24 protein-coding genes are annotated in these 23,191 nt (G+C 71.0%); 16 read left to right on the plus strand and 8 right to left on the minus strand.

Annotation, left to right across the window (positions count from 1 at the left end; all coding sequences use genetic code 11):
* Positions 1-76: 76 nt before the first annotated feature.
* Both GA0070612_RS23990 and GA0070612_RS23995 read right to left on the minus strand, forming a co-directional pair.
* Complete coding sequence (locus GA0070612_RS23990) at positions 77-871, minus strand: S1 family peptidase (RefSeq protein ID WP_088989963.1); 795 nt, start codon at positions 869-871, stop codon at positions 77-79.
* A gap of 178 nt (positions 872-1,049) precedes the next feature.
* Positions 1,050-2,066 carry a LacI family DNA-binding transcriptional regulator gene (locus GA0070612_RS23995; protein WP_088989964.1) on the minus strand — a complete coding sequence of 339 codons (1,017 nt, stop codon included), beginning with the start codon at positions 2,064-2,066 and terminating at the stop codon, positions 1,050-1,052.
* Between the two features lie 239 nt (positions 2,067-2,305).
* Here GA0070612_RS23995 and GA0070612_RS24000 point away from each other — a divergent pair, with 239 nt between their 5' ends.
* The 11 genes from GA0070612_RS24000 to GA0070612_RS24050 all read left to right on the plus strand — a co-directional run bounded on the left by GA0070612_RS24000 (position 2,306) and on the right by GA0070612_RS24050 (position 15,691).
* Positions 2,306-4,660, plus strand: a complete 2,355-nt coding sequence (locus GA0070612_RS24000) for an AbfB domain-containing protein (protein WP_088989965.1) — start codon at positions 2,306-2,308, stop codon at positions 4,658-4,660.
* Between the two features lie 456 nt (positions 4,661-5,116).
* Positions 5,117-6,409 (plus strand): cytochrome P450, encoded by a 1,293-nt coding sequence (locus GA0070612_RS24005; RefSeq protein WP_088989966.1) that lies wholly within the window; start codon positions 5,117-5,119, stop codon positions 6,407-6,409.
* Positions 6,410-6,639: 230 nt separating this feature from the next.
* Entirely contained in the window at positions 6,640-7,131 is a 492-nt protein-coding gene (locus tag GA0070612_RS24010) for a helix-turn-helix transcriptional regulator (protein ID WP_088989967.1), read from the plus strand.
* Positions 7,132-7,384: 253 nt separating this feature from the next.
* Positions 7,385-9,775, plus strand: coding sequence for a sensor histidine kinase (locus GA0070612_RS24015; RefSeq protein WP_088989968.1), 2,391 nt, complete (start codon positions 7,385-7,387; stop codon positions 9,773-9,775).
* A 16-nt stretch (positions 9,776-9,791) separates the two neighbouring features.
* A complete protein-coding gene (locus GA0070612_RS24020) occupies positions 9,792-10,196 on the plus strand; it encodes a roadblock/LC7 domain-containing protein (RefSeq protein WP_088989969.1) in 405 nt (134 codons plus the stop codon).
* 51 nt (positions 10,197-10,247) lie between these two features.
* A complete protein-coding gene (locus GA0070612_RS24025) occupies positions 10,248-11,441 on the plus strand; it encodes an ABC transporter substrate-binding protein (protein ID WP_088989970.1) in 1,194 nt (397 codons plus the stop codon).
* Entirely contained in the window at positions 11,441-12,334 is an 894-nt protein-coding gene (locus GA0070612_RS24030) for a branched-chain amino acid ABC transporter permease (protein ID WP_231924695.1), read from the plus strand. The genes GA0070612_RS24025 and GA0070612_RS24030 overlap by 1 nt, the downstream gene beginning before the upstream one ends.
* Entirely contained in the window at positions 12,331-13,344 is a 1,014-nt protein-coding gene (locus GA0070612_RS24035) for a branched-chain amino acid ABC transporter permease (protein ID WP_157742579.1), read from the plus strand. Before GA0070612_RS24030 ends, GA0070612_RS24035 begins: the two co-directional genes overlap by 4 nt.
* Positions 13,341-14,084 carry an ABC transporter ATP-binding protein gene (locus tag GA0070612_RS24040; protein ID WP_088989973.1) on the plus strand — a complete coding sequence of 248 codons (744 nt, stop codon included), beginning with the start codon at positions 13,341-13,343 and terminating at the stop codon, positions 14,082-14,084. The genes GA0070612_RS24035 and GA0070612_RS24040 overlap by 4 nt, the downstream gene beginning before the upstream one ends.
* Positions 14,084-14,881 carry an ABC transporter ATP-binding protein gene (locus GA0070612_RS24045; RefSeq protein WP_088989974.1) on the plus strand — a complete coding sequence of 266 codons (798 nt, stop codon included), beginning with the start codon at positions 14,084-14,086 and terminating at the stop codon, positions 14,879-14,881. Before GA0070612_RS24040 ends, GA0070612_RS24045 begins: the two co-directional genes overlap by 1 nt.
* A gap of 6 nt (positions 14,882-14,887) precedes the next feature.
* Positions 14,888-15,691, plus strand: a complete 804-nt coding sequence (locus tag GA0070612_RS24050; RefSeq protein ID WP_088989975.1) for a methyltransferase — start codon at positions 14,888-14,890, stop codon at positions 15,689-15,691.
* A 173-nt stretch (positions 15,692-15,864) separates the two neighbouring features.
* Here the strand turns inward: GA0070612_RS24050 and GA0070612_RS24055 are convergent, their stop codons facing one another.
* The 3 genes from GA0070612_RS24055 to GA0070612_RS24065 are packed head-to-tail and all read right to left on the minus strand — an operon-like array spanning position 15,865 to position 18,124.
* Positions 15,865-16,836 (minus strand): ABC transporter permease subunit, encoded by a 972-nt coding sequence (locus GA0070612_RS24055; protein ID WP_088989976.1) that lies wholly within the window; start codon positions 16,834-16,836, stop codon positions 15,865-15,867.
* Positions 16,833-17,732, minus strand: a complete 900-nt coding sequence (locus GA0070612_RS24060; RefSeq protein WP_088989977.1) for an ABC transporter ATP-binding protein — start codon at positions 17,730-17,732, stop codon at positions 16,833-16,835. Before GA0070612_RS24060 ends, GA0070612_RS24055 begins: the two co-directional genes overlap by 4 nt.
* The gene (locus tag GA0070612_RS24065; protein WP_088989978.1) at positions 17,729-18,124 is read right to left on the minus strand and encodes a GntR family transcriptional regulator; all 396 of its coding nucleotides are present in this window, start codon (positions 18,122-18,124) and stop codon (positions 17,729-17,731) included. The genes GA0070612_RS24060 and GA0070612_RS24065 overlap by 4 nt, the downstream gene beginning before the upstream one ends.
* Positions 18,125-18,640: 516 nt before the next feature.
* Here GA0070612_RS24065 and GA0070612_RS24075 point away from each other — a divergent pair.
* Positions 18,641-18,928 (plus strand): hypothetical protein, encoded by a 288-nt coding sequence (locus GA0070612_RS24075; RefSeq protein ID WP_088989980.1) that lies wholly within the window; start codon positions 18,641-18,643, stop codon positions 18,926-18,928.
* A 678-nt stretch (positions 18,929-19,606) separates the two neighbouring features.
* Here the strand turns inward: GA0070612_RS24075 and GA0070612_RS24085 are convergent.
* Entirely contained in the window at positions 19,607-19,774 is a 168-nt protein-coding gene (locus GA0070612_RS24085) for a hypothetical protein (RefSeq protein ID WP_157742580.1), read from the minus strand.
* Positions 19,775-20,629: 855 nt separating this feature from the next.
* Here GA0070612_RS24085 and GA0070612_RS24090 point away from each other — a divergent pair.
* The 3 genes from GA0070612_RS24090 to GA0070612_RS24100 all read left to right on the plus strand — a co-directional run bounded on the left by GA0070612_RS24090 (position 20,630) and on the right by GA0070612_RS24100 (position 21,603).
* Positions 20,630-20,881 (plus strand): hypothetical protein, encoded by a 252-nt coding sequence (locus tag GA0070612_RS24090; RefSeq protein ID WP_088989983.1) that lies wholly within the window; start codon positions 20,630-20,632, stop codon positions 20,879-20,881.
* Complete coding sequence (locus tag GA0070612_RS24095) at positions 20,878-21,096, plus strand: hypothetical protein (protein ID WP_088989984.1); 219 nt, start codon at positions 20,878-20,880, stop codon at positions 21,094-21,096. The genes GA0070612_RS24090 and GA0070612_RS24095 overlap by 4 nt, the downstream gene beginning before the upstream one ends.
* Positions 21,097-21,318: 222 nt before the next feature.
* On the plus strand, positions 21,319-21,603 hold the full coding sequence (locus GA0070612_RS24100) for a hypothetical protein (RefSeq protein ID WP_088989985.1): 285 nt from the start codon (positions 21,319-21,321) through the stop codon (positions 21,601-21,603).
* A 44-nt stretch (positions 21,604-21,647) separates the two neighbouring features.
* Here GA0070612_RS24100 and GA0070612_RS24105 read toward each other — a convergent pair whose 3' ends face one another.
* The gene (locus GA0070612_RS24105) at positions 21,648-21,857 is read right to left on the minus strand and encodes a helix-turn-helix transcriptional regulator (protein ID WP_088989986.1); all 210 of its coding nucleotides are present in this window, start codon (positions 21,855-21,857) and stop codon (positions 21,648-21,650) included.
* A gap of 337 nt (positions 21,858-22,194) precedes the next feature.
* Between GA0070612_RS24105 and GA0070612_RS24115 the strand changes: the two genes are divergently transcribed.
* A complete protein-coding gene (locus GA0070612_RS24115; protein ID WP_157742581.1) occupies positions 22,195-22,410 on the plus strand; it encodes a hypothetical protein in 216 nt (71 codons plus the stop codon).
* 152 nt (positions 22,411-22,562) lie between these two features.
* Here GA0070612_RS24115 and GA0070612_RS24120 read toward each other — a convergent pair whose 3' ends face one another.
* A complete protein-coding gene (locus tag GA0070612_RS24120; RefSeq protein WP_088989989.1) occupies positions 22,563-23,174 on the minus strand; it encodes a dihydrofolate reductase family protein in 612 nt (203 codons plus the stop codon).
* Between the last annotated feature and the right edge of the window lie 17 nt (positions 23,175-23,191).

Raw genomic sequence — 23,191 nt, forward strand, 5'->3', positions numbered from 1 at the left:
CGCCGCCCACCCGTCGGTGCCGGCACGAGTGGGCGGCCCGGACGCCGTCGTCCGGGCCGCCCGAGTGGTCGTCCGGTCAGCCGCCGAGGCTCGCCGCCGCCGAGGCGATCGACGAGGCGAAGTAGCTCACCTGGGTGTAGACGCCCGGGTAGTTGGGTCGGGCGCAGCCGTTGCCCCAGCTGACGATGCCGACCTGGATCCAGGCGTTGGAGGCGTCGCGCCGGAACATCGGGCCACCCGAGTCACCCTGGCAGGTGTCCGTGCCACCGCCGGCGTAGCCGGCGCAGATCTCCTGGGCGGGGATGAGGTCGCCACCGTAGTTGGCGTTGCAGACGGAGTCACTCACGAACGGGACCGTGGCCTTGAGCAGGTACCGCTGCTGCCCGCCACCCTCGCGGGCGGCGCCCCACCCGGCGACGGTGAAGGTGCCGCTGTCGTAGGCGGTCGTGCTGGCGATCGGCAGCGTGCTCAGCCCGGTGACCGGGCTGGCCAGGCGGATCAGCGCCCAGTCCCGGCCGGCCCCGTTGTAGCCGGGGGCCCGGTAGACGTAGTTCGACCGGACGGTGATCCGGCTGGACGACTGGAGGTCCACCGCCCCGAGCGTCGCGGTGATGCTGGTGTTGGTGCCGGTCGCGCCCACGCAGTGAGCCGCGGTGAGCACCAGCCGGGGGCTGTAGAGCGCCCCGCCGCATCCCATCGAGAGTCGCACCATGAACGGGAACTCGCCCTGGGCGGCGCGGGTGCCGCCGACGACGTTGGGCGTCATGGGGTTGTCGGCCGCGGCGGCCGGCGCGGTGAGGGTGAGGCTGGCCGCGGTCACCGCGGCCAACGCGGTGGCCAGCAGGCCAGTGAGGGTACGCCAGCGAACCATGCATTCCTCCGCATCAGGATGGCACGCCTCGTGAGCGCACCGGCATTCGAGATAGCGGTCATCATATTGAGATCTTTGGATTCGGCGGGTCATCCCCTCTGGGTCGTACCACCGGCGCTATGGACCTCGGCCGACGCACCGCACCGATCCGGTCGGACAGCGCGCGGGCGAACGCCCGTCATCCGCCCGGCGTGCCGGTGCTCTCTCGTCGGACGAGCCGGAACGGCGTCTGCACGGTCAGCGGCGCCGCGACCGCCGTGCCCTCGATGCGGGCAACGAGGCGGCGTACCGCGAGACGGCCGATCTCCCGCTTGTCCGGCGCGATCGTGGTGAGGGTCGGCCCTCCGAAGCGTCCCTCCTCGATGTCGTCGATCCCGACCACGGCGACGTCCTCCGGCACCCGGAGACCGGCCTCGGCCAAGGTCCGCAGCGCGCCGATGGCGACCAGGTCGTTGTAGCCGAACACCGCGTCGGGCGGGTCGCCGAGGGCGAGCAGGTCACGCATCGCACGCTTGCCGTCGAGTCGGCCGAACGCGTCGGTGCGGGCGACCAACCGGGGGCGGTACGGCAGGCCGGCGGCGACGAGCGCCTCCCGGTAGCCGCGTACCCGCAGGTGCGCCGACTGCCGGTCACCGCCGGGCGTGGCGCCGATGAACGCGATCCGCCGACGGCCGATCGCCACGAGGTGCTGGATCGCCGCGTGACTGGCGGCGACGTTGTCGATGGCGATGTGGTCGTGCGGCACGTCCGAGACGCCCTCACCGATCAGCACGAGCGGAGTGTGCCCGGTCCGGGCCAGCACCTCCTCACGGCCGATCCGCACCGGGCTGAGGATCAGGCCGTCGATGATGTGCCGCCGGGCCCCGTCGAGGAGAGCCAGCTCGGCCTTCCGGTCGGCGGCGGTGTTCTCCATGACGAGCGTGTAGCCGAGCGCGGCGGCCTCGGAGATGGCGATCTCGGCGAGCTCGGCGAAGTAGGGGTTGGTCAGTTCCGGGACGGCCAGGGCGATCAGCCCGGTACGCCCCCGCCGGAGGTGCCGGGCGCCCAGGTTGGGGCTGTACCCGAGTTCGTCGATCGCCTGCTGCACACGCTGCCGGGTCCGCTCCCCCACCGGCCGGTACCCGTTGACCACGTTCGAGACGGTGGCCAGCGACACCCCGGCGCGCTGGGCGATGTCCTTGAGGTTGACGCCCATCCACCGACCCTCCTCGCAGGGACCGCCGGACCGCAGACATCGACGAACAAGGATTGACGGGAGGGTCGGCGCGGCTCTATAACGTTATACAGGCGACGACAGATGTCAATATGCCCACCACCCTGACGCGCGGAGACCGCACCGACGTCCGATCGTCGTCGACCACCACCCGATGCCCACCGCCCACGCGCTTCGGGCTTGTCTGCACCGCCCGCGGCGACTCGCCCCACGGAGACGGCATGACACGTCAGGTCCCCATCCGCCCCACCCTGCCGCTGCTGCTCATCCTCACCCTGGTCGCCGGCATCCTCGCCGCTCCGGCCACGCCGGCGCACGCCGCACTGGCCAAGACGCCACCACTGACCACCCCCTGGACCAGCCAGGCCCTCGCCGGTACGCCGCTGCCCGAGTATCCGCGACCGCAGATGACGCGACCGGACTGGCTCAATCTCAACGGCGAGTGGCAGCTGCGCCAGTCGGCCACCGACGACGCCCCGCAGTTCGGCACCAACCTGCCCGAGCGGGTCAACGTGCCCTTCCCGGTGGAGAGCGCGCTGTCCGGCATCCAGCGGGCCGCCAACGACAACCGCAACTACCTGTTCTACCGGCGCACGGTCACCATCCCGGCGAACTGGTCGGGTCGCCGCACCCTGCTGCACTTCGGCGCCGTCGACTGGCAGAGCACCGTCTGGGTCAACGGCATCCGGGTCGGCGCGCACACCGGCGGCTACGACGCCTTCACCTTCGACGTGACCCCCCAGCTCACCACCGGGACGAACGAGATCGTCGTCAAGGTCTGGGATCCCACCGACACCCGCCAGAACGGCAGCCTGCCGGCCATCGGCAAGCAGACCAAGACACCCAGCGGGATCTTCTACACCCCGAGTTCGGGAATCTGGCAGACGGTGTGGCTGGAGCCGGTGCCCGCGGCCTCCATCAGCAGCGTGGACGTCTACCCGAACCTGAGCAACAACACAGTGCGGGTCCGGGTCTTCACCAGGGGCACCGTGAGCGGGCACAGCGTGCTCGCCGAGGCGCTGAACGGAAGCACCGTGGTCGGAACGGCCACCGGTGGCTTCACCGACTTCAGCGTGCCGGTGCCCAACGCCCGCCGCTGGTCGCCCGACGACCCGTTCCTCTACAACCTGCGGATCACGCTGCGCACCTCCGGCGGCGTCACCGTGGACCGGACCACGCACTACTTCGGCATGCGGGAGATCACCACCGGTCTGGTGAACGGGGTGCTGCGCCCCAAGCTCAACGGTCAGTTCGTGTTCCAGGTCGGCACCCTCGACCAGGGCTACTGGCCCGACGGCCTCTACACCGCGCCGACCGACGCCGCCCTCGCCTTCGACCTGCAGAAACACAAGGACCTCGGCTTCAACATGGTGCGCAAGCACATCAAGGTCGAACCGCAGCGCTGGTTCTACCACGCCGACCGGCTCGGCCTGCTCGTCTGGCAGGACATCCCGTCGCTGACCGCCCAGGACATCGACCCCACCGACGCCCAGCAGGCCCAGTTCGAGGCGGAGGCACGCGAGATCGTCGACGAGCACCGCAGCTCGCCCGCCGTGGTCGCGTACACGCCGTACAACGAGGGCTGGGGCGAGCGCTCCCTCGCCGACACCCGGCGGGTCGCGCAGACCATCAAGAACCAGGACCCGACACGGCTGGTCAACCCGCACAGCGGTCACAACTGCTGCCAGTCCCTCGGCAACCCCGGCAACGGCGACATCGACGACTGGCACGTCTACCTCGGACCCGACTCCCCCGTGCCGTCGAGCAGCCGGATCGCCGTCCTGGGCGAGTTCGGCGGGCTGGGCCTGCACACCCCCGGACACGAGTACAGCCCGAGCGGCAGCTTCTTCGCCTACGAGTGGCAGACCAGCTCGACTGCCCTTACCGACAGGTACGTGGGCCTGGTGCAGGGCAGTCAGAACCTGATGCTGGGCAAGGGACTCAGCGCCTCGGTCTACACCGAGATCACCGACCTGGAGGGCGAGCTGAACGGCTTCCTCACCTACGACCGGCAGGTGATCAAGATGGATCAGGCTCGGGTCCGCGCCGCCAACACCGCCCTGATCAACGCCTCGAAGACCATCGGCAGCTCGGCGCCGGTGGCCCTGCCGGTGAACACCCGACGGTCCCTGCAGGTGACAACGCCCGGCTACACCAACAGGTACCTGCGCCACCAGGACAGTCTGGCCTTCACCGAGGTCGTCGACGCCGCGAGCTCCAGCCTGCTCAAGGCCGACGCCACGTACACCGTCCGGACCGGCCTGGCCGACGCCGGCTGCTACTCGCTCGAGTCGGTCAACTTCCCCGGGCAGTACCTACGCCACCAGAACTCCCGGGTCCGCAACTCGCCCGACGACGGCTCGACGTTGATGCGGGCCGACGCCACCTGGTGTGCGCGGGTGGGACTGGGCGGCGCGGGGGTCTCGCTGGAGTCGTACAACTTCCGGGGCCGGTACCTGCGGCACTACAACTCGGGGATCTGGCTCAGCAACGGCGCGGGCGGCGACGCGTACAACACACCGACGCTGTGGACCGCCGACACCACCTGGAACGTCACCGCACCCTGGGCCCCCTGACCCCGTACGCGGTAAGGACGCCGAGGGGGTCTCCGGCCTGGCCGGAGGCCCTCTCGACGCGGGTTTCATCGCGGACCGCCACTGTCGGGACGGCGAGGGCACGGCAGCGTCACCGGGCGACAGGAAGATCGTTCTTCCGGTCATGAGGGAGAGCGGCACATCGAACCCACGGACCGTCATGGCCGGCTGCCCACCCCTGACGTCGGAGGGCCCGCCCGTCTGGGTTGACTGACGACAAGGACCATCTCGCAGGTTGCAGACCGCCGCGTTCACCTGGCCGTTGCGACCCGCATCATGTCACGCATTAAATAGACGTTGACCTATCTTGACTTGTGCAGCCGATCAGCGCACCGTAAAGAGCCACAGGCAGATGCGCGCCATTATCGGCCCAACTGAACGTGGATCGCTGAATGGGGACGCTGCCGGTTTCGCGCCGCGTGCATCAGGAGGCGTTCCATGCGGTTGAATCCGTTCACCGGGACCTATCTCACCGATCCGGCAAGCATCTGGCGGCGCATTCTCGACGATCCTGACGGGGTGCACCACGCCGAGGATCTGGGCCTGTGGTTGATCAGCAGGCACGCCGACGTCCGGCGGGCCCTCGCCGACGCGACAACCTTCGCCAACACTCTCACCCTCACCCCGGTCTATGAGGTCTGCCCGGAGGCGTTGAGCGTGCTCATGCAGATCGACGCGCCCCCCACGACGGCCGCCGCGGACCCACCGGTGCACCCCCGAACCCGTCGGGCGCTCCGCGCGACCTTCGCGAACACCGCCGAGCGGGTCGAGGCCGACTACGGCCCGATCGTCCGCCGCAGGGTCGACCGACTGGTGTCCCGACTCGCCGCCCGCCAGGGCGAACAGGTCGACCTGATCCCGGAGTTCGCCACCGAGCTTCCCCTGCTGGTGGTCCTGGACATCCTCGGGGTGCCCGACGCCGACATCGGACGGATCAGGAGGTGGGCCGACGGCCAGATCGCCCTCGTGTGGGGGCAACCCGACCCGGCCGAGCAGGTACGCCTGGCACGGGACCTGCTGGAGTTCTGGCACTACTGCGAGGAACTCGTCCGGCAACGCGTGGCCGACGGACACGAGGGCGACGACTTCATCGGCCGCGCCCTGGCGTACCGCGACGACGACGACACCGTGCTGACGGTGTCCGAGGTGGCGAGCCTCGCCTTCAACCTCCTGGTCGCCGGCCACGAGACCACCGCCGGGCTGCTCGCACACGCCCTCGACCAGGCGCTGTCCAACCCGCAGCACTGGTCGGCGCTGGCCTCGGACCCGCAGGCCGCCGCCACGTTCGTGAACGAGACCCTCCGATTCGCGCCCGCCATCGACGGCTGGCTCCGGGTGACCAGCCGCGAGGTCACCGTGGGAACGGTGACGATTCCCGCCGGGGCGCGTTGCCTGTTGTTGATCGGAGCCGCGAACCGCGACCCTGCGGTGTTCGCCCACCCGGACCAGTTCCACCCACACCGGGTGGACGCGGGCAATCACCTGTCGTTCGGCCACGGACCACATTTCTGCATCGGGGCGGGATTGGCGAAACTGGAGGCCGAGATCGCCCTCACCCGGCTCGCCGACACCATTCCCGGCCTCCGCCTGACGGCCGAGCAGCAGCGCTCGTACAAGCCGAACGTCGCATTCCGTGCGCACCGCACGCTGCTCGCGACAATCGACACCCGCGCGCCTGCCGACATCCCGGCAGCGCGCGACGAGGTCGTTGCCGAAGCGCGCGTCGCGTGACATGGGCGAGCGCCAGCACATCGGACCGAGGGTGCGGCGGGTACCGTTGCCCGCCCCAACCAAACTGGTCCGGGGCGCATCCTTCACGCTTTGCCTGACGATCGATGCCGACGAACGTCTTCACACTGATCGGTTCCTGGGTTAAGAATTGCCCTCTATGAATGTTCAGCTCATCCGCCAATCCCGATCTGGCGTCCGCTGCTGATTCCCGTAGCCACGAAGGTGAGCGCATGGAGCACACGTCCCCGTCGAGCTCTGCTCACTCTGCGGCCAGCCAACGGTTCCGGCGGGAACTGCGCGACTGCCGGGTCCGGCGGGGCCTGACCCAGCGCGCCCTGGCGGATCTGGTGCGGTTCAGCCGCGAGACGGTCGCGGCGGTCGAGTCGGGTCGCCGGTTCGGCAGTCACGAGTTCGCGCTGCGCTGCGACGACGTGCTCGGCACCGGCGGACGGCTCGCGGCACTCTGGCCGCAGGTGGCGGCCGAGCAGTTGGCCGCCGACGGCCGTCGGGGCCCCCGTGACGCACAACCGCCGCCGCAGCGGCGACCGGTCCCGCGTCAGCGTGATCGGCGCGACGCGCGTGACCCGGGCGCGGTGGTGGACGCGATCGACGAGCTGCGTGAGCTGATCGGCCAGGTGCTCAACACCCCGGCCGACCCGGGCGAGCCCAGCGACACGCAGCGGCGGCAGCTCGCCGCCGACCCCTACGACGATCAGCGCTGACCCCACGGACCCAACTCCGTCTCACGGCGTCACCGGATGCTGACGTTGGGTACAGATGCTGGTACGGGCAGTTTGTACCACGGCCAGGTCTGGTCTACGAGCGCGGCTTCCGGCCGAATGGGACTTGCATTCGGCAACGTGCGGATAGACCGTCATCGACGAGTCGTGGGAGTCAATCTTGGCGTCGAGCACCCGGTCCCACGCGGCCAGACCCTACCCGACCCGTCGACGCGGTTGGAAGATCGCCGGCCGGATGCGCCTCATCGTCGCGGCACCGCTCGTCGCCGTCATCGGCTTCGCCGGGCTCGCGCTGACCGAGAGCGCCCGACAGACGGCCCGTGCCAGCGACCTTCGGATCCTCGCCCAGGTCGGCGCCGAGGCCGGCGACCTCGCCTACCGCCTGCAACGCGAGCGGATCGCCGCCGCCGACCTGCTCACCTACGGCGCGCCGGAGCAGCAGGACGCCTTCAGCGCGGAGATGACCGCCACCGACGACGCGGTCAGCCGCTACCGCGCACACCGTGAACGGCTGAGCGCCGACACCGACGCCAACCGGGACCTCCTGCGCCGCATCGACGCGGCCCTGGACGGCCTCGCCCCGCTGCGCACCCAGGTACGCACGGCGACGCACGCGTCGGTGTCGGCGATGACCTTCAGCTACCGCATCGCGATCGCCGATCTGATCAACTTCCGGGAAGCCGTCTCGCACGGCGTGGTCGACGCCCAACTCGCCGACGGGATCCGCGCCTCGGCGGCACTGTCGAAGACCGCCGAGGCGATCGGTCAGCAGCAGGTCGCCGTGCTGCGGACCGTCGCGGGCGGTGAGCTGACCCCGGCCATGCAACAGGACATCACGGCAGCCCGTACCAGCTACACCGAATCGAGCCTGTCGTTCCTGGCCCTCGCCCCGCCCGAATGGAGCAGCTGGTGGGAGCAGGCCGGCACCGGCAAGGAGGCGCTCGCCCTGCAACGGATGCAGGACGAGGTGTCCCGCGCCCAGCCGGGCTCACGGCTGCAACTGGAGACCCCGAGTTGGGTGTCCACCACCCAGACGCGTGCCGCCCGCCTGGCCGACCTGCGGGCACGGGTCGACGCCGCGGTCCGTGACGACGTGCGGGCCGCACACGCCGACCAGCGCCGCCGAGCCGTCGCCGAGGCGGTCGGCGTCCTCCTGGCGCTGGTCCTCACCGCGCTGGTGACCTGGGTCGTCGCCCGGCAGATCACCCGGCGCCTGCGTCGCCTGCGGGACGCGGCGAACGCTGTCGCGTTCGAGCAGCTCCCCGCCGTGGTGGCCCAGCTCCAGCTACCGGGCAGCGCCGCCGTCGACCCGGACAAGCTGGCCCGCCAGCAGTCCTCCGCCGCCCTCGAGCCGTCCAGCGACGACGAGATCGGCGAACTGGGCCAGGCGTTCAGCGCCGTCCACCAGGCCGCCGTGCGGACCGCCGCCGAGCAGGCCGTCATGCGTGCCAACACCGCCGACATCTTCATCCACCTGAGCCGCCGTGAACAACGACTCGTCGATGCCGTCCTGGCCCAGGTCGACCTGGTCGAACGGGACGAGACCGACCCCGACCGGCTCCACCAGCTGTACACGCTGGACAACCTGGCGACCCGGATGGGGCGGATCAACGCCAGCCTGCTGGTGCTCGGCGGCGTCGGCGTCGGCCGCGTCCGCCAGCGCGACGTCCCCCTGCAACAGGTGCTCCAGGCGGCGCTGTCCCAGATCGAGCACTACGCGCGGATCCGGCTCGGCATGATCGACGGGGACGTCGCCGTGGCGGCGAAGACCGTCGACGAGGTCGTGCACCTGCTCGCCGAACTCATGGACAACGCGACGACGTACGCACCGCCGGGCAGTGAGACCTGGGTGAGCGGCCGGAGCCTGGGCGACCGCGTCATCATCCAGATCAGCGACGAGGGCGTCGGGTTGTCGCCCCAGCGGATGCAGCAGCTCAACGAGCTGTTGGCCCGCCCACCCGCCATCGACGTGGCCGCCGTACGGGCGATGGGGCTGGTCGTCGTCGGTCAGCTCGCCCAACGCCTGGGCGCCACCGTCCAACTGCGACGCGGCCCCCGACGCGGCACCCTCGCCGAGGCGACGCTTCCCGCGGCGATCATCCGGTCGCTGCCGCCGGAGGAATACCTGCTCGCCCCCGGACGGCTGTCCCGCCGGGCGGCCCGCACGACCAGCGCCCCACCGCCGTACCCGCCGCGCCCCGAGCCGACCGCCGGGCACCCACCGGCCGAGCGGACCCTGCCCACGGCCACGGTGTTCCGAGCGTCACCCCCGCCCCCGGACCGGGGTGACGCGCCCACCGAGGAACTCCTCATCTTCGAGCAGGTCAACCACTGGTTCCAGAGCGACGTCGTCGACGGCCACGAGACCCGGGAATGGTCCAGTCCCGCCGACGACGCCTGGCGCACCGCCGCCCGGGCGACCACCCCCGACGTCAGCACGACCACCACCTCCGGCCTGCCCAAACGGCAGCCGCAGCGGCACCTCGTTCCCGGTGGCGTGACCGTCCCCCAGCAGCAGCAGAGATCCGAGTACCGCGACCCGGCCCAGGTGGCGACGGCGATGGCCGCGTACGCGCGGGGTGTGGCGAACCGACGGCGCACCCCGATCAACCTCGGCAACCCATGACGCGACAGGAGAGCACGTGAGCGACCAACAGGATCTCGGCTGGCTGCTGGACAACTTCGCGGCACGTGCCAGCGAGGTCAGCCATGCGATCGCCATCTCCAGTGACGGCCTGATGGTGGCCGCCACCCGTGACCTGCCGCCGGACCGGGCCGACCAGTTGGCCGCGACGGGTAGCGGGCTCGTCAGCCTGCTGCGCGGAGCGGCGGCCTTCTTCGACGCCGGCGCGGTGATCTCCAACGTCACGCAGCTCGAGGGCGGATTCATGTTCTCGATGGCCTTCAACGACGGCGCCTCGCTGCTGGTGCTCGCCGCGCCCGAGTGCGACGTCGGCAAGGTCTCCTACGAGATGACCGAGCTGGCCAACCGCATCGGCGACGCCCTCACCCCCGCGGCCCGGGCGGCACTCGCCCGCAGCCGCTGACAACCCCGGCGCCCCCACGCCGGAGACCCCTCCCTTCCTCTGGAGAAAGACATGCCTCTCACCACCCCTGGGCGCAGCCGTGCCCTCACCGCCGCACTGCTCGCGGTCGTCCTGACCGGCAGCGCGGCCTGCGGTGACGACGCGCCGGGCACGAGCGCCGGCGGTTCGATAAAGATCGGCCTGCTCGCGTCCCTGTCCGGGACGTACCAGGCCGTCGGTACGGAGATCCGCGACGGTTTCCAGCTCTACCTCGACACCCACGACGGCAAGCTCGGCGGCCGACAGGTCGACCTGGTCGTCGCGGACGAGGGCAACGGGGCCCAGACCGCCGTCCCGGCGGCCACCAAGCTCCTCAAGCAGGACCGGGTGTCGGTGCTCACCGGCATCGTCGGCGGCGGCTCGGTCGCCGGGGTCGTCCCGCTGCTGGAGGAGACCAAGGTGCCTCTCGTCGGCTCCAACGGGCGGCCGGAGCTCAAGGACGTCTCCCGCGTCTGGCACACCTCGTACCTGTCGGACGAGCCCGGAGCGGCGATCGCCCAACACGTCCGGGACAACGTGAAGGGCTCGGTGTACGCCATCGGCCCGGACTACCAGGGCGGCTGGGACGAGCTGCGCGGGTTCACCGACGCGTTCGGGAAGATCGGCGGGAAGCTCGCGAACGCCGACGGCAAGACGACCTTCACCCCGTTCCCGGCGACCACCAACTTCACGCCGTACTTCGCCCGCATCAAGGCCTCCGGCGCGTCGGCCGTCTTCACGTTCTACGCCGGCAGCGCCGCCGTCGACTTCGTCAAGCAGTACGCGCAGTCCGAGATCAAGGACATCCCGCTGTACGCGGCCGGGTTCCTCACCGAGGGCGGTGTGCTCAACGCGCAGGGCGACGCGGCCCGGGGCATCTACTCGGTGCTCAACTACTCTCCCGACCTCGACAACGCCGAGAACCGCGCCTTCGTGGCGGCGTGGAAGTCCAAGCACGACGGTTCACCGACGACCTACGCGCTCGCCTCGTACGACGCGGCGGCGGTGCTGGACCGGGCGATCGGCGCCGCCGGGAACGACCCGACGCCGGAGGCCATCAACACGGCCATCGGCCAGCTCGGCCAGATCGCCAGCCCGCGCGGCACCTGGCAGTTCTCCACCAGCACACACTCCCCTGTGCAGAAGTGGTATCTGCGGCAGGTCCGCCAGGACGGCCGGGCGCTGTCCAACACCGTCGTGGGTGACCTCGCGACCGTCGGCCGGTGATGGCGGTGGCGGCCGGCACGAACCGGATCGACCCGTACCTGATACCGGCGCTGGACGGAGTCGCCTACGGGCTGCTCGTGTTCGTCGCCGCGTCGGGCCTGGTCTTCTGCTTCGGCGTCGCCAACATCCTCAACCTGGCGCACGGCATGCTCTACGCGATCGGCGGTTACACCGCCGCGGCGCTGCTCGACGGCGGCTGGGCGAGTCTGTCGTTGGCGCTGGGGGTCGGCGTGCTGGCCGCCGCCGCGGCGGGGGTGCTCCTGGCCGGGCTGCTCACCCCGGTGGCCACCGGTGACCACCTGGGTCAGGCACTGCTGACGTTCGGCGTGGCGTTGGCCGGCGGCAGCCTGCTCGTCGCCGGCTTCGGCCCCGACGATCCACAGGTCCGGGTGCCCGCCGCCCTGGAGGGCTCGGTGGTGGTCGCCGGTCACCGCTACGCCGCGTACCGGCTGGTCTTCATCGTCGTCGCCGCGGTGATCGCCGTCGCGCTCTACCTGATGGTGCGACGGACCAGGGCCGGGATGCTGGTCCGCGCGGCCGTCGACGACGCGGAGATGGTCGCCTGTCTGGGGGTGAGCCCGGCGCGGATCCGCGCCGGCGTGCTCGCCGCCGCCGGCGCGCTGGCCGGCGCGGCCGGGGTTCTGGGCGCGCCCATCATCGGCCCCGGCACGGACACCGCGGACACCGTGCTGCTGTTGTCCCTGGTCGTCGTCGTTCTCGGTGGCCTCGGCTCCATGGGAGGCACCCTGCTGGCCGCGCTGGCGATCGGCGAGATCCAGACGCTGGGGGTGGCCCTGTTGCCGTCCGCCGCGCCGTTCCTGCTGTTCGCCGCCATGGCCGCGGTGCTGGCCGTGCGCGCACGCGGCCTGGCCGGCAGGTGGAGGACGACGTGAGCAACGAGGTCGTCCGGCGGGCCCGAGGCGCCGTCGCGGCACTGGTCCTGGCCGGGTTGGTCGTGGCGCCCTGGGTGGTCGACGACTACACCACGGCGATCCTCGCCCGGACGCTGGCGCTGGCCCTGGTCGGGGTGAGCGTGGCCCTGCTCACCGGTGTCGCTGGCCTGCCGACCCTCGGCCAGACCGCGCCGTACGCCGCGGGCGCCTACGCGTGCGCCGTGGTCGGCAGCCGGGTCTCCGACGTCGGCGTCGTGCAGCTCGCGGTCGCGGCGGGCGCCGGGGCGGTGCTGGCCGCGCTCACCGTGCCGCTGGTCGTGCACGCCCGGGGGGTGGTCGTCCTGATGATCACCCTGGCGATCGGTGAACTCGCCGTCGTCGTCCTCGGTCGGTGGCGGTCGGTGACCGGTGGCACGGACGGGTTGGCCGGCATCGCCGCGGTCCGCCCCTTCTGGGGGCTCCCGCCCCTCGCCGACGACCAGTCCCGGTACCTGTACGCCCTGGTCGTCACGGCCACGCTGGTCGGCGCGGTGCTGGTGCTGCTGCGTACCCGGGCCGGGCTGCTGCTGCGGGCCGGCCGGGACGACGAGGCGCGGCTGCGGGCCAGCGGGCACCGGGTGCCCCTGTACCTGTCCGGCGCGCACGTCGCCGGCGGGGCGATCGCCGGTGCCGCCGGCTCGCTCCTGGTCGTCGCCCAGCAGTACATCTCCCCCGCCGACTTCGGCTTCGACACGTCGGCGCTGCTGCTGCTCGGTGTCGTCATCGGTGGCACCGCCTCGGTGGGCGGCGCCCTGGTCGGGGCGGCGCTGGTCATCGCCGCCCGGGACTGGTTGTTCGGCCTGCTGCCGGGGCATGCGCCGCTGGTGCTGGGCCTGCTGTTCGTGGCCACTGTCTACCTGCTGCCCACCGGCGTCAACCGGGCCCGCAGCCGGCGGCTCCGCCCGCCGGAGGCTCCGTCACACCAGCCCGCCGCCGTCGAGCAGGCCGCCGTCCCGGAGCTGCGCCGATGACCGGCCTGCTCGAAGCCCACTGTGTCACCGTGCGGTACGGCTCGCTCGCCGCGCTCGACAGCGTGGACCTGTGCGTCCACGACGGTCAGCGGCACGCGTTGATCGGCCCGAACGGCGCCGGCAAGACGACGCTGCTCAACGTGATCGGCGGGTCCACGAGACCGCAGCGCGGCACGGTGCGCTTCGACGGGCGCGACGTCGGCCGGTGGGGACCGGCGGCCCGCGCCCGACAGGGCATCAACCGCATCCACCAACGTCCCGCGGTCTTCCCGACGTTGACCGCGACGGAGAACATCGTGGTCGCGGCGTTGCCGCGGGTCATTCCACGGCGCAGATGGTGGCCCGGCGGACGTCGCCGCATCGCGTACCACAGGGCGGGCGCGCTCCTGGACCAGATGGGCCTCGCCGACGTCGCGGCGGTGCCCGCCGGGCACCTCGCACACGGGCAACGGCGTCAGTTGGAGATCGCGATGGCCCTTGCCGGTCGCCCCCGCCTGCTGCTCCTCGACGAACCGGCCGCCGGACTGTCCGCCGTCGAGGTCGGCCGCCTGGCCGAGATGCTGCGGACGCTGCCCAGGGCGGTCGCCCTACTCCTGGTCGAACATCGACTGGACCTGGTGTACGCCCTCTCCGACACGGTCACCGTGCTGCGCGACGGTCGAACCCTGGCCGCCGGCACGCCGGACGAGATCCGAACCTCGCCGCTGGTGCGGCGGGCCTACGCCGACGGGGTGGCCTGATGCTGTCCGTGGATCGTCTGTGCGCCGGCTACGCCGGAGGGACCGTGCTGCACGAGGTCAGCCTGCGGGTACGCCCCGGCAGCATCCAGGCCGTGGTGGGTCGCAACGGGGCGGGCAAGAGCACACTCGTGCACACCATCGCCGGGCTGGTGCGCGCCTCCAGTGGTCGCATCGAGGTCGGCGGGGTGCACCTCGCCGGCCGGCAGCCGCACCGCATCGCCCAGTCCGGCGTCGGTCTCGTCCCGCAGGGCCGACGGGTCTTCTCCCGGTTGACGGTGGCCGAGCACCTGCACCTGGCGGCAGCGCCGTGGCGGGCCCCCGCCTCCGGTGGTGCGGGCTGGACGGTGGCCCGGACCCTCGACCTGCTGCCTCGGTTGGCGGCACGGCTACGACACCGCGGCTGTGAACTGTCCGGAGGTGAGCAGCAGATGCTCGCCATCGCCCGGGCGCTGCTCGGCCAACCACGGGTGCTGCTCCTCGACGAGCCGTGCGAGGGCCTGTCGCCCGACCTGGCGGCGCGGGTTCGCGAACTCGTCAACGGCCTCGCCGCCGACGGCTTGACCGTGCTGCTCGTGGAACAGCAACTCCAGCATGCGATCGAGATGGCGGACCGGGTGGCGGTGCTCGAATACGGCCGGGTGGTCTACGACCGACCGACGGCCGAGGCCCGCGTCGACCCCGCCCCGCTGGCGGCGATGGTGAGCGTCGCCGCCGCCCCCGTGCCACGGCCACCCAACCGGTCGGCCCCCCGGCTCTGGGCCGACACCCCCACGTCACCCGACCCCTCGGAGAGGTAGACACCGATGGCAACCGCTACGAGCGATGGCACGTACACCTTCGACAACGGTCAACCGGAGGCCGTTCCCCAGATGCACGCCCTGGAGTCCTTCCTGGACCCGATCACGACACGCCGACTCGCCCGACCGGTGCTGCAACCGGGCGCGACCTGCTGGGAGGTCGGCGCGGGCGGCGGCTCGATGGCCCGGCGGATCGCCCGCGCGGTCGGCGACGACGGGTCCGTCCTCGCCACCGACATCGACACCACACATCTGGTGGCCGAGGGCAACCTGCACGTACGCCGACACGACGTCCGGACCGAACCGGCACCCGGGGACGCGTACGACCTGATCCACGCCCGGCTGGTGTTGCTGCACCTCCCCGAGCGACGGCGGGTCCTGCGTACGCTGACCGGCGCGTTGGCTCCGGGTGGGTGGCTGGTGGTCGAGGAGTTCGACTGCACCGCGACGCCACGGGTGCTGACCGCGCCGAGTGACGACGCCGCGAAACTCTTCGGGCAGGTGATGGACGCCATGATGGGCGTCCTGGAGGACCACGGCGCCGACCTGGGCTGGGCGCAGGACGTGCACACCGAGATGGCCCTCGCCGGCCTCACCGAGCTGGACACCATCACCCACTCGCAGAGCTGGGCAGGTGGCTCGACCGGCGCGTCGCTCTACGAGACGAACTCCCGCCAGTTGGAACCGGACCTGCTCGCCGCCGGGTTGTCGCCGAACCAACTGAACGCGTTCCGGCGGCTGGTCCGTGACCCCGGGTTCGCCGTCATGTCGTACCACTTCGTCTCCACGCGGGGCCGCCTGCCGCAGTGAGCAGACAGACCACCGCATGGAGAGCGGTCGCGCCGTCCGTAGCTCCCGCCGCAGCACGCCCCCCGCTGAGCCGGACAGCTCTCCGACGGCGTCGACCGCAACCGGCCGGGTTCCTGACAAGGAGCCCGGCCGGTCCGTGCGCGAGCCGGTCCCCGCCGGCTGCGGTCCGGGCGCTAGATCATTCGGCGCCGAATCCGCCACACCACCACTCCGATCAGGACCGCTGCGACGGCGACGAACAGGGTCGCCTCGATGAGCTGGAACGTCCAGAACCGCTCGGCCGGGTGGTAGACCCCGAACTGCTGGACGCCCCGCGCGTGCAGGAAGTGGTTGAGGTTGGTGCCGGCCCGGTTGGCGGCGTCCTCCAGCTCGTAGTATTCGGTCGAGCTCAGCCTGCGCCCGGTGGCGTCTGCGTAGCCGTGTTCGATAACCCAGTCCGCGAAGCCGGAAACCGGCCGGCGCCCCGCCTGGTCCTTGCCGACGGGGATCGGTTCCATGGTGGTGAGCGGGGTGGCGTACGCGGGCCGGGCCAACAGCGCCACCGACATCCGGGCGGCGAGGAACGCCCCGAACGCGACGCCGAACGCGGGCAGGCTGCGCCGCAGGATCGCCCCGGCGGCGGTGGCGACGCCGAAGGCGAACAGCGCGTACGCCACCGGGACGAGTCCTTCCAGGTCGAAGGCGTCGTACTGGAACCGCCCCTCCCACGCGTCGAACGGCTGGCGGAACCAGGTGAGCACCGCGGTGAACAACCCGGTGAGCGCGACGGTGACGCCGGCCAGCGCCGCGAGCTTGGCCGCCAGCCAGCGCATCCGCGGCACGGCCTGCGTCCAGGCGAGCTGCCAGGTGCCGTCCTCCAGTTCGCGGGCGAGCAGCGGCGCACCGAGGAACGCGCCGATGACGACGGGGACCAGATAGAAGGCCGCCAGGAGGTTCTCGACGTTCCCGTACTCCTCGTCGAGTCGGCGGAAGGAGGCCGCGCAGTCCTCGGTGATGCCGGCCGCTCCCGCACACCGGGCGGGACCGCCGGGGAACAGGTCGTGGGCCTGTGTCCCGAGCACGAGCAGGGCGATGCCGAACAGGCCGACGAGCAGACCCAGGACGCAGACCTCGGTCCGGTGCTGACGCCAGATCAACCACGTCATGCCGCCACCCCCGACGTGACGGCGGCGCTCGGGTCGGACGGCCGGCGCAGGTACGCCAGCACCAGGTCCTCCAGCGCGACCGGCTGGGCCTGCCACCCGGGCGCGGCCGGGAGCCCGCCGTCGCGGACCAGCACTGTCGAGTGCCGGTCGCTGTGGACCGCCTCCACGACGGCGCCGGCCCGGTCGAGGTCGGTGGTCGTGCGCGGGCCGACGAGCAGCCGGTGCTCGGCGAGGAGGGTCTCAATGTCACCGGTGAGGGTGACCCGGCCGTTGTTGAGCACGATCAGGTGGTCGCAGACGCGCTCCAGCTCGTGCACGACGTGGGAGGAGAAGAGGACGGTCACCCCGTCTTCGGCCACCGCGCCCATGAGGACCTGGAGGAACTCGTGCCGGGCGAGTGGGTCGAGACTGGCCACCGGCTCGTCGAGGACGAGCAGGTCCGGTCGCTTCGCCAGGGCCAGCGCCAACGCGACCTGGGCCTGCTGCCCGCCGGAGAGCGTGCCGGCCCTGCGGTCGAGCGGGATGCCCAGCTTCGCCAGCCGGCGCTCGGCGAGCCCCTGGTCGAACCGCAGGTTGCAGGCCCGGCCGAAGCGGAGCATCTCGGCGACGGTGAAGCGCTTGTACAGCGGGTGGTCCTGAGCCAGGAACCCGATCCGGGAGAGGGTTTGCGGGGTGCTGGCGGTGACGTCCTGGCCGAGGACCTCCACCGTGCCGGTGCTCGGCGCCAGCAACCCGACGACCAGGCGCAGCAGTGTGGTCTTGCCCGCGCCGTTCGGCCCGACCAGGGCGATCACGCCGCCCGTCGGCAGGGCCAGGGTGCAGTCGCGCAGCGCCCAGCCCTTCCGGTACCGCTTGCCCACACCGTCGGTGCGCAGTGCGAACTCGGTCGCTGTCACGCCACGTCCTCATTCCTGGTCTGCTGGTGGACGGACGTGAAGAGCGCATCGACCGCCTGCTCGTCGAGCCCGGCCGCGTAGGCGCGGCGCAGCCAGGTCGTCAGACCGCGGCGCAGCGAGGTGTACGTCGATGCCGACATCACGGCCGACTGCTGTTCGTTGACGAACGTGCCCTGACCGGGCCGGCCGGTGACCAGGTTCTCCTGCTCCATCTGCCGGTACGCCTTGGCGACGGTGTTCGGATTGATTGCGAGGTCCTCCACCACCTCGCGGATGAGCGGGAGGCGGTCACCGGGTTGGAGAAAGCCCAGCAGCACCGCCTGGCGGACCTGCTGGACCAGTTGCAGGTACGGCGGCACGCCGGAGTGGGTGTCGAGCCGAAAGACGAACACGGCAGCTCCTTACTGCTTTACTAGTGCCATAGTAAAGCAGTAAATCAGTGGTCAAGAGAGCCGACGTGCCCCACGACCGTCGCACCGGATCTGGAATCGGGCAACATGCCGCGGCCGGTCAGACCGCCCCGCAGGGAGGACCGGGCTGTCGGTGTGGTTCAGCGTGGGATGGTCTCCTGGCCGGCCAGGACATTCAGGTCGTCAGGGCGGGCGGACAGGGGCCGTCGCTCCATCGAGCCGCCACGCTCGACCCCTTCACCGACGCGCAGATGGCGGACATCGTCGCCGGGGACGTGCTCGACGGTTCGTTCTGCTGGACAGCCGGGCTCGGGTGGCTGGCCTGGGACGGTTTGAGGCACGTGGGGCACCCGGTCTCTGCACACCTCGGCCACCCCTGGCCCATACGTGTGAACACCCGGGCCACCCCCGGCCGACTGGTCGAAGAAGCCGGGTGAACACCCCCGCTACCGCTGGCCCACTCCTACTACGTCCCACCCACGAACGGAGGAGACGACCATGACCACCACGACCATCGGCTACCTGTTCCCTCACCCGCGCCACGGCGCCATCTCCCTGGCCGTCCCCTGCGAGCCGTGCCGCGCGTTCCACTGGCACGGGGCCGGCACCATCGACCGGCCGCTCCACGCGCCGGGTGACGTGACTGAGCGGCTGTCGCACTGCCCGAACGGTAACGAGTACTCCGACATCCGCATCTCGGCCGACCCGTTCCGCCGGGCGTGGATGACACCGCAGCGCGGCCGGTTCTCCGCCGCGTACCGGCGGCACGTAGATGTGACCCGATGAGCGAGTGGCGCGAGGCTCCGCCGTGGTCGGCCGCGGAATGGCGAATGCCAGCGACCCGGGCTGAGATCGTGGCGGAGCTAGACCTCTGCGAGGTGCCGGTGACGGCCACTCCAGCGCAGGCGTACTGCCGCCTAGAGCTGTCCGGCCCGTGGGTCGCTCGCGGCCCGATGTCCGCCGCGCTGCGCTACCGGCGCGAGCGAGTGTCCGTCCTGTCCGGACGGGGGGACAGGTAGGACAGCCACGGACAACGGACGGCCCGGACAACCGGTGTTATCCACACGGCTGGCCACGTTCGGGAGCGCTCCGATGTCCGCGCTGTCCGGTTGCTGGTTGTCCGCCTGGCCGACACCACCGATACGTCTGGCCCGGACCTAGGTCCGGGCCAGACGTTCTCCCTGTTCAACGCCGATCGGTCCACTGACCTAGGTCGCCGCCCCAGGTCCGGACAGCCCGCGTGTCCGCGCTGTCCGCGTGTCCGCTGTCAGGAGGTTGTCCAGCGCTCGGACACGGCCACGTCCCCCGGGTTGTCCAACCTGTCCGCGTGTCCGTCGCTGTCCGCGTCCAAGGCTCTCCGGCTGTCCACCCGTGCCGGTGAACAGTTCAACCGGAAGGTGCAGCCCTAGGCGATGAACTTGCGGAGTCCGGGCGCAAGCGGCGCTCGCGCCCGGACTCGTCGCGCTACCGCCGGCCCCGGGGAGGCCGCTTGCGCAGCACCACCGCAATCGCCCCGATCGCGGCCAGGGCAATGCCGCTGATGGCGGGAATCGCCACCGGGGCGACGTTGCCCTTCTCCTCCGCGCTACTCAAGACGATGCAGAGCAACGCCCCGATGGACAGCGCTGTCACCAGCAGCAACCCTGCGATCAGGGCGTTCTCCGTGCTGCCAGCTCCCCCGGGCTGGTGCGGCCCGGTACCTCTCGTTACCGTGGTCACTTGGTCTCGTTCTCCCTCGCAGATGGTCCTTACCTCGGACATGAGCGGACGTGACCGTTCAAGGCGGCCCCGGGGATGCCAGTCCCCGGGAGTCCGCCGCCTTGACCTGGCGGACCAGGCTGGCTACTTCCGTTGGAGCAATGTAGCTAGCGGACCGGACAGCGAACCCACCACCGAGCGTTCGGCGGCCCTCTCTCCCGCGCTCGGTTGGACTGTAATGGCACCTCCCCCCGCTACCGTCCCGCCCCGCACGCGCCAATGCGGCGCAGCCAAAGGGCAAATGCACATCAGTGCGACAGCTTCCGGAGCGCCGCTGTGGATAAGCATGTGGACGCTGTCTGATGGATCGGTGGTTTCGCCGCCCGTCTCCCACCATCAGAACGAACGCGGTACACGAACGTTTCTTGCGCAGCAGTGCGGTGTCCTTGTGTTCCACCTCGGGCGCGTAGCGCAGGCAGCGCACCTCCCGAGGCGGTCCGCGAACCGTGTCCGCCCCCTCACCGCCCGGGTATGTCAGGCGGTCTGTATCACCTCAGCGAACATGTCGAAGTCCCCGGAAAAACCTCCCCGGAACCGATGCTAGAAACCGCAGCAGTAGTCGATCTTCTCGGCGACCCCACCCGCGCCCGCGCTTCGGCTGCGCCCACGATCCGGCCAACGTGATGTACATGCCGGGCCACTTGCGGACCAGCCCCAGCTCCGGCGCAGGCTACTCGGCCTGGACGTCCCCGCCGCGCTGGTGATCCAGCACGAGCAAGGCGTGATCGCGTGAGCCCGCTTGCCCGGCCGGACGTGACCGGTGCCGCACTCGGTCGGTGCCGCATCCACCGCCGGCCACTGCTGGCCGAGCAGCCCGCCGTCCTCGCGGAGCAGATCGCCACCGACCGGCTTGCTCGGGACTCCGGCACACCTGGCCCGCTGCCGCTCCCCCAGCCGTCGCGCCGACACGGCTACTGCTCGGACTGCGTGGCCTCCCTGGCCGCTGCGGCGGTGGTCTACCTGAACGGAGACGACCAGTGACGCCCGAGGAGGAGTGGCAGGCCAGCCAGGCGCGACGGGCGGCAGAGGCAGCCCGGTGGGAGGAATCCACCCGCCGCAAGCTGGACGCCAACCGCGCCGCGCTGGCCACGAGGCAGGCATGGCAACCGGCCGAGATCGCCGAGATTCAGCACCGGTTCCGCGTGGCCATGATGGGCGGCGGATCGCTGCTCCCGACGAACGGGGACGACCAGTGAGCATCTACCCGACCGACACGCGCGTGAGATACGCCCCCGACCGTGGCGTGTGGGCCATGACCACGCCGCAGGGGCAGACGACATCCTCACCGCGATGATGGTCTACGCCGAGCGCGCCGGGCACCGGGTTGCACCTGCGGTCGGCAGCCGTCCGGCGACCACTTCGCCGGTCTCCAGACCTCCGAGCCGCGAGCGCACCGGATCGGGTCGCAGGGCGGCACGGTGCTCTACGGGCACGGGCCGGTCGGTTTCAGCGGCCCCGACGCGGTGGAGGCCAACGCGCAGCACTGCCCGCACGACAACCGGGAAGGCGAGGAACGGGCGCGGGTCAGCGACCTCCGCAGGTACGGCGCTGCGTACGCGACTTTGGCCGAGACGCAGGAGTTGAGCGATCTCCGCGAGGCCCTTAGCGGTGTAGAAGGCGCACTAAAGGATCAGGACCACATCGGGGTCGGAGCGCACGCGCGGTACATCTCGGAAGCCCTGGAGAGCATTGCCAAGCGCTAACGGCACCAAGACGAGCGGCCCGGACCCACTAACTCCGGGCCGTTTCAGCGTGCGTCCGGGTCCGCGTCTCGTGCTTGGTGTGGCCGGTGCTCGGTGATCCACGCTTCCACGTCCTCCACCAACCACACCGCTCCCCCGGCCAGGCGATCGAACGGCTCCGGGAAATCTGGCCTGCTGGTGATCTGCACGACGCGGGCGCGGGACACCTGGAGGCGTTCCTGTAGCTCGGCGCTGCCGTACAGCCTGCGGACCATGGACCGGACGCTATGCGGACCCGACAGTGTCATATGTGACAGCTGTCAGACTTGACACTGTCGGGTGCGACAGGGCACGATTCCCTAGAGGGCTCGTACGGACGGCAACCAGCCAGGGCCTTTCGGTGAGCGGTCCGGGTTCCTGATCAGGGATCGGTGCCCGGATCTGCCCGTTTCTGGGAGGTGGAGCCGTGGCCATGGACGACGGACCCGTGACGCCAGCGCTGGTCATCTGGACGGCGCAACGGGTGATTGCCCAGCATCACGAGCCACCGAGTGAGCACCGGGCCACCGGTGGCTGCGGGCAGTGCCAGGGCGACCGGCGCGAGATGTTGACGTGGGCGCGGGGCACGCTCCGGGAGCACCGCAGGTGATCGAGCGGGAGTTGCCCCGGTCGGTGTGGGTGCCGATGGTGGCCCGGCAGACCATCGCGGAGCACCAGGCCGGCAGCGCGTGTCGGCGCTGTCGGCCGGACGGGTGCACCGAGCTGCGGTGGGCGCGCGACCGGTTGAAGGCGTACCGGGTGGCCGGGAACCGGTCGCAGCGGTACTGACACCGGACAGTCGTCGGCCCCACCCCTTAGATGGGGGTGGGGCCGATTCCTTCTCCCACGTCTCTAACGGTGTGTCGCCACCGTGACCAGACTGCACGGACCCGCACGACCTGACCGACCGGTCCGCGCGCGGGCAGGGGAAGGTCAGGCGGTTACTTCGGGACGGTGAAGCGCAGGTGCGTGACGTGCGGTGATTCGATCACCGCGGTTCGTACGAGCTCGATGTGGTCGGTGCCGAGATCGTCGAACGGGCGCGTGCCGGCGCCGAGGAACACCGGTACGAGTTGGATGTGGATGTCGTCCACCAGCCCGGCCTTGACGAACTGTCGTGCGGTGGTGGGCCCGCCCATGATGAGGACGTTGCGGTCGCCCGCTGCATGACGGGCCTGACGTAGCGCGCTGTGCAGGCCGTCGGTGACGAAGGTGAAGGTGGCGCTCTTCATCGCCAACGGTTCGCGTGCCTCGTGGGTGACCACGAAGCACGGCACCGGGAACGGGGTGTCCTCCCACAGGTCCACACCGACGTCGAACGTCCGCTTGCCGACCACCACGGCACCCGTCGTCGCGTGGATTTCCCGCGCCTGGGCGGCGTCGACGCCGACCGGGGTGACCCCGTCAGCCGCCACGGCGCGGTCGCCGTCGGAGCGGAACAGCCACTCGTGCAACCGTTCGCCGCCCACGCCCATCGGTTGTTCCCTGGTGACGTCGGGTCCGGCGGCGAAGCCGTCCAGCGACACGCTCATGCTCAACAGAACGCGGCCCATCGCGTCCTCCTCGTCGT

This window comes from Micromonospora chokoriensis (genome assembly GCF_900091505.1).
GTDB lineage: Bacteria > Actinomycetota > Actinomycetes > Mycobacteriales > Micromonosporaceae > Micromonospora > Micromonospora chokoriensis.

What these genes read in the sequence shown, in the direction of transcription:
- GA0070612_RS24010 (WP_088989967.1), top strand. Translation starts at nt 6,640, where the DNA reads ATGGAGCACACGTCCCCGTCGAGCTCTGCTCACTCTGCGGCCAGCCAA.
- GA0070612_RS24040 (WP_088989973.1), top strand. Translation starts at nt 13,341, where the DNA reads ATGACCGGCCTGCTCGAAGCCCACTGTGTCACCGTGCGGTACGGCTCG.
- GA0070612_RS24015 (WP_088989968.1), top strand. Translation starts at nt 7,385, where the DNA reads ATGCGCCTCATCGTCGCGGCACCGCTCGTCGCCGTCATCGGCTTCGCC.
- GA0070612_RS24030 (WP_231924695.1), top strand. Translation starts at nt 11,441, where the DNA reads ATGGCGGTGGCGGCCGGCACGAACCGGATCGACCCGTACCTGATACCG.
- GA0070612_RS24105 (WP_088989986.1), bottom strand. Translation starts at nt 21,857, where the DNA reads ATGGTCCGCAGGCTGTACGGCAGCGCCGAGCTACAGGAACGCCTCCAG.
- GA0070612_RS24045 (WP_088989974.1), top strand. Translation starts at nt 14,084, where the DNA reads ATGCTGTCCGTGGATCGTCTGTGCGCCGGCTACGCCGGAGGGACCGTG.
- GA0070612_RS24025 (WP_088989970.1), top strand. Translation starts at nt 10,248, where the DNA reads ATGCCTCTCACCACCCCTGGGCGCAGCCGTGCCCTCACCGCCGCACTG.
- GA0070612_RS24005 (WP_088989966.1), top strand. Translation starts at nt 5,117, where the DNA reads ATGCGGTTGAATCCGTTCACCGGGACCTATCTCACCGATCCGGCAAGC.
- GA0070612_RS23995 (WP_088989964.1), bottom strand. Translation starts at nt 2,066, where the DNA reads ATGGGCGTCAACCTCAAGGACATCGCCCAGCGCGCCGGGGTGTCGCTG.
- GA0070612_RS24055 (WP_088989976.1), bottom strand. Translation starts at nt 16,836, where the DNA reads ATGACGTGGTTGATCTGGCGTCAGCACCGGACCGAGGTCTGCGTCCTG.
- GA0070612_RS24050 (WP_088989975.1), top strand. Translation starts at nt 14,888, where the DNA reads ATGGCAACCGCTACGAGCGATGGCACGTACACCTTCGACAACGGTCAA.
- GA0070612_RS23990 (WP_088989963.1), bottom strand. Translation starts at nt 871, where the DNA reads ATGGTTCGCTGGCGTACCCTCACTGGCCTGCTGGCCACCGCGTTGGCC.
- GA0070612_RS24075 (WP_088989980.1), top strand. Translation starts at nt 18,641, where the DNA reads ATGACCACCACGACCATCGGCTACCTGTTCCCTCACCCGCGCCACGGC.
- GA0070612_RS24000 (WP_088989965.1), top strand. Translation starts at nt 2,306, where the DNA reads ATGACACGTCAGGTCCCCATCCGCCCCACCCTGCCGCTGCTGCTCATC.
- GA0070612_RS24120 (WP_088989989.1), bottom strand. Translation starts at nt 23,174, where the DNA reads ATGGGCCGCGTTCTGTTGAGCATGAGCGTGTCGCTGGACGGCTTCGCC.